4 protein-coding genes and 1 tRNA gene are annotated in these 4,219 nt (G+C 35.0%); 2 read left to right on the top strand and 3 right to left on the bottom strand.

The window, feature by feature from the left end:
- Window positions 1–292: 292 nt before the first annotated feature.
- The 3 genes from R3333_RS12835 to R3333_RS12825 all read right to left on the bottom strand — a co-directional run bounded on the left by R3333_RS12835 (window position 293) and on the right by R3333_RS12825 (window position 2,268).
- Window positions 293–1,246 carry a T9SS type B sorting domain-containing protein gene (locus R3333_RS12835; RefSeq protein WP_318959173.1) on the bottom strand — a complete coding sequence of 318 codons (954 nt, stop codon included), beginning with the start codon at window positions 1,244–1,246 and terminating at the stop codon, window positions 293–295.
- A gap of 143 nt (window positions 1,247–1,389) precedes the next feature.
- Window positions 1,390–1,471: transfer RNA gene (locus R3333_RS12830), tRNA-Leu, on the bottom strand.
- A gap of 164 nt (window positions 1,472–1,635) precedes the next feature.
- A complete protein-coding gene (locus tag R3333_RS12825; protein WP_318959172.1) occupies window positions 1,636–2,268 on the bottom strand; it encodes a YceI family protein in 633 nt (210 codons plus the stop codon).
- A 166-nt stretch (window positions 2,269–2,434) separates the two neighbouring features.
- On the opposite strand from R3333_RS12825, the gene R3333_RS12820 reads away from it, so the two are divergent.
- Window positions 2,435–3,367: an ABC transporter ATP-binding protein gene (locus R3333_RS12820; RefSeq protein WP_318959171.1), complete on the top strand. Its 933-nt coding sequence runs from the start codon at window positions 2,435–2,437 to the stop codon at window positions 3,365–3,367.
- A partial coding sequence (locus R3333_RS12815; RefSeq protein WP_318959170.1) for an ABC transporter permease occupies window positions 3,357–4,219 on the top strand: 863 nt, incomplete at its 3' end. The genes R3333_RS12820 and R3333_RS12815, both read left to right, overlap by 11 nt.

Here is a 4,219-nt window from a genome sequence, read left to right as displayed (position 1 = left end):
GTTCATTAGTAATTCAATTCCTTGATAACGGGGAAATTGTCACGGAAAAATGAAAAATAAAACTCTAAAATACACCCTCAAAAACAACAAAACCCTCTCAAAATGAGAGGGTTTTAGTAAAGTGTACCCGAAACGCAACATTTATCGAACTTTTCCATCACTGATGACCTTAAATTAATTGAGGAATTTGGACAAAATTTTCTGCTTTGCGTGGTATAGAGATGGTTAATTCCCACCAATACTTCAATAAATAAGATTCAAAACAAAACTGTAAACAAGTTAAATACACAAACTACTTAATTAAATGAATTACACCTACATTTTTCAAAGGACAACCTTCCCTTTCCTCTACAATATAATAGACCCCTGAACAGACAACTTTCTTATTTTCATCCTTACCATCCCAACTAAATCCATTCTCTTCAGATAATTTAACTACGGTATTCCCCCACCTGTTCAGAACATATATAGCTTCTAATTCTGATATATCACCATTTGGATTCCAAAAATCATTTTTACCATCGTTATTAGGAGTAAAAACATTGGGATAATCGGACTTAAATTCATCACATGTACTTAATAATGAAACATTAACATTGTCCAAAAAATAATAGGGAGCTGAAAAATAATTGTAATCTTTAATTTTCATCCAGTCCATAGAGATATCATTTGCAAAAACTCCTATGGTTAAAAATTTCTCGCCTCCTTGTGCCAAAAGTGTGTCTATCAATAATACCCACGAACTATCTTCAGAAATGATCGATTGTGAATTAAAATTAATTTGAGGTATAACATTTAAATTCAACCAATCAGATGAAGTAAGACTATCTACTGATAAATATGCCGCAAAATTATTACAAGCAAAATCACAACTATCGGCTAAAGAAATATTCAAACTCACGGTGTAAAATTCATCTTTTATCAATTGTTCGTTTAACTTTACTTGAATGTATTCTCTAACGTTCGTTCCGCTAAAATCACTTAAATGAAATCCAACATAAGCAGAACCATCAGATGCTTCTTGGTTCCCCAATATGTTGTAAGGAACCCCCATTTCCAGAGTGGAGCAATCATTAAAATAATCGGGTGACCCCAAAGTTGGGCTATACCAATCTTTCACAAAAAAATCACCCAAATATTGAGGACAACTATCATGTTCCTCAAAACTCGGATTAGGCACTAAATTTTGTCCAAAAGCTGAAAAGAATATTTGGGCAATCACTAAAAAGAAAAAAGATTTTTTCATTGTTAGGCATCACTTAGTTAATATGAAGTCAATTTAAGGGATTCCAAATAATTAGACAAAATTATTTTTAAGCTTTTTGAGATCGATAACAAACCCTCAAAAACAACAAAACCCTCTCAAAATGAGAGGGTTTTAGTAAAGTGTACCTAGGGTGGGAATCGAACCCACACTCCCGAAAGAACTGGATTTTGAATCCAGCGCGTCTACCAATTCCGCCACCTAGGCGTTTGCGAATTGCGATTGCAAAAATAGTAAATTCTTTTAATAGATTACTAATCTTTGAGATTTATTTTAAGATAAAATAAAGTCACCACCACAAGCCTTTTGTTTTCAAGCATTAAAAAAGGGTGAACCTAAGGTCCACCCTTCTTATGTAAACAAAAACCAGCTTATTTATTTAAAACCAATTTTAAATCGAATGCTACTTCTGATGACACGTGCCCGTTAGTTTTATCTTCTGGATTTGTGTATGGTAATGCATCTCCGAAATCAACTGCGAAAGAACTCTCTAATGTCATTGTTCCTTCAGCATCAGTTGTACTAACGTTGATGTCTTGTGTAAATTCTTGTCCTACTGCAGTGATAGTAATGTTCATTACATCTCCTGAGAAAGAGTTTACTTTTACGTCTGTTGCAGGGAATTCTGGGACGTTAAAGAACGTAGAGTCAGATAAGTGACCTACTAAGTTTCCATTCTTCTCTGCGTCCTCAACATCACTGTTAGAGATAGACGTCATATCTACTTTAAAAGATCCTGAAACAAACTCTTCACCTTTCATAGTTAAAGATCCTTCAGATACTTTAATTGCTCCATTGTGACTTCTTTGGATTTCACCTTCTTTTACCCATGAACCTGTCCAGTTCAAAGTTGTAGCTTCAGCGTCTAAGTTGTAAGTAACTTCTTCAACAACTGGAGTTTCAACAGCATCTGCAGCCGTTTCTTCTACTTTTTCTCCTTCACTTGTACAAGCTGTAGTAGCTAAAGCTGCAAAGGCAAATGCAGCAACATAAAACTTTTTCATAGTCTTCTTTGATTTTTTTATTTAGGCAAAAATAACATTATTTAGTTACCCGGGTAATATATGTAATGAAATATTTTAACCTTGGGTGAATTTTTATCGCTTAGAAGACAATTCAAAACGCACTCCTACATCGAAATCATTATATTTATCAGCTCATCCAATGTTTATGTTAGAACTCGATAGTATATACAAATCCTTTTACCGTAAAAGAGCGGTTTCCGATATCAGTCTGAAGGTGAAAGAAGGTGAAATTTACGGACTCCTCGGTCCTAACGGTGCAGGTAAATCTACCCTTATCCGTATCATCAATAAAATTATCCAACAAGACAAAGGTTTTATCAGTTTCAAAGGACAAATATTATCCACCAAACATTTGAATGAAATTGGGTATTTACCCGAAGAACGCGGTTTGTATAAAAGTATGACCGTGGAAGAGCATGCTGTATTTCTAGGTAGACTGCGAGGCTTGAGTAAAACAGATGCAAAAGAAAGTCTGCGCTACTGGTTAGAAAAGTTTGAGATTGAAGCTTGGAAACACAAAAGAATTGAAGAACTTTCGAAAGGAATGGCACAAAAAGTACAATTCATATGTACCGTGTTGCACAAACCTCATTTACTAATTTTGGATGAACCTTTTAGTGGATTTGATCCTATCAACATAGAGTTAATTCGTAAAGAATTGAAACAAATGCGTGCGGATGGGAAAAGCATTATTCTCTCAACGCACAACATGAAAAGTGTGGAGGAAATTTGTGACAGAGGTATGATCTTACATCAAGGAGAAAAGAAATTAGAAGGAAATATTACAACGCTTAGAGAAGACAAGAAAGAAGGAATTTTCTCTATTCAATTCCAAGGGAACATGATAGCTTTTGCCAATGCACTTTGGACAGGTTATGAAATTGTAGACAAAGAAGTACTTGCGGACAATAGATTTATTGTGCGTTTAAAAATGCGTGGAGAAAATGAATTCAACGATCTTCTAGCAACGCTCATTCCCCATGTTAAAATTGAAAAAGCCGAAGAAATTCTACCAAGTATGGAAGATGTATTTATAAAAGAAGTAAACGGACCTCAAAACACGTCAGATGAAGCATAGTTGGTTAATTGCAATGAGAGAATTGAAGGAACGTGTAAAATCTAGATCCTTCGTTTTAATGGCCTTGTTAGGTCCTATATTGGTATTAGGTCTCACCTACTTGTTATTCGCGTTGGGCGGAAGTGAAAAGAAAGTACTGAATGTTTTGATCATGGATCCCCAAGAAATTATGTCGGGAAAAATTATGCCCAAAGAAGATCCTAACATTAAATACAGTTTCACCAATACCTACGTAGATTTTGAAGAATTTGCAAAATACGAAGAATACAAACCCTTCGATATAGGTGTAGAATTAAATGAGAAGGTGCTTTCTAACAAACACATCAAAGTGATGTATAGGGAAACACCCTCAGAACGTGTAAAATCAAAAATTCAATATCAAGTAGAACGAAGGTTTGAAGAAATATTGGTAAAAGAATTCACACAGTTAAGTGTTCAGAAATTCAGGGAGATCAAACAACCCATGCAGTTTCATTTCTTTAACGTCTACGACCCAAAAAATACAGATTCTAAACTTTCTGCCTGGGCGGGTTACTTCTTCGGACTCATCATTATTTTGTTCATTTTCCTGTTTGGAATGACGATTTTACGAAGCGTATCCAAAGAAAAATCTAACCGCATCGTGGAAGTAATTTTAGCTTCAGCCAGTGCCCGACAATTACTCGTTGGTAAGGTTATAGGTATTGGAATTTCGGCACTGTTACAGTTCATTTTATGGAGCATTATTATTGGAACAGGGCTCTTTATCTTAAGAGAAACAGTTTTTATAGATTTACTCGACCCTAGTAATTTCAATGCCCAACAAATGACCGCAGAAATTGCTCAAGCCAGCATGCAAGAAAAACTGTTTGC

It is taken from the genome of Lishizhenia sp. (assembly GCF_033720595.1).
Classification (GTDB): Bacteria; Bacteroidota; Bacteroidia; order Flavobacteriales_D; family Crocinitomicaceae; genus Lishizhenia.
Note: the sequence above shows the minus strand (reverse complement) of the source record. Positions and strands in the feature narration are given on the sequence as shown.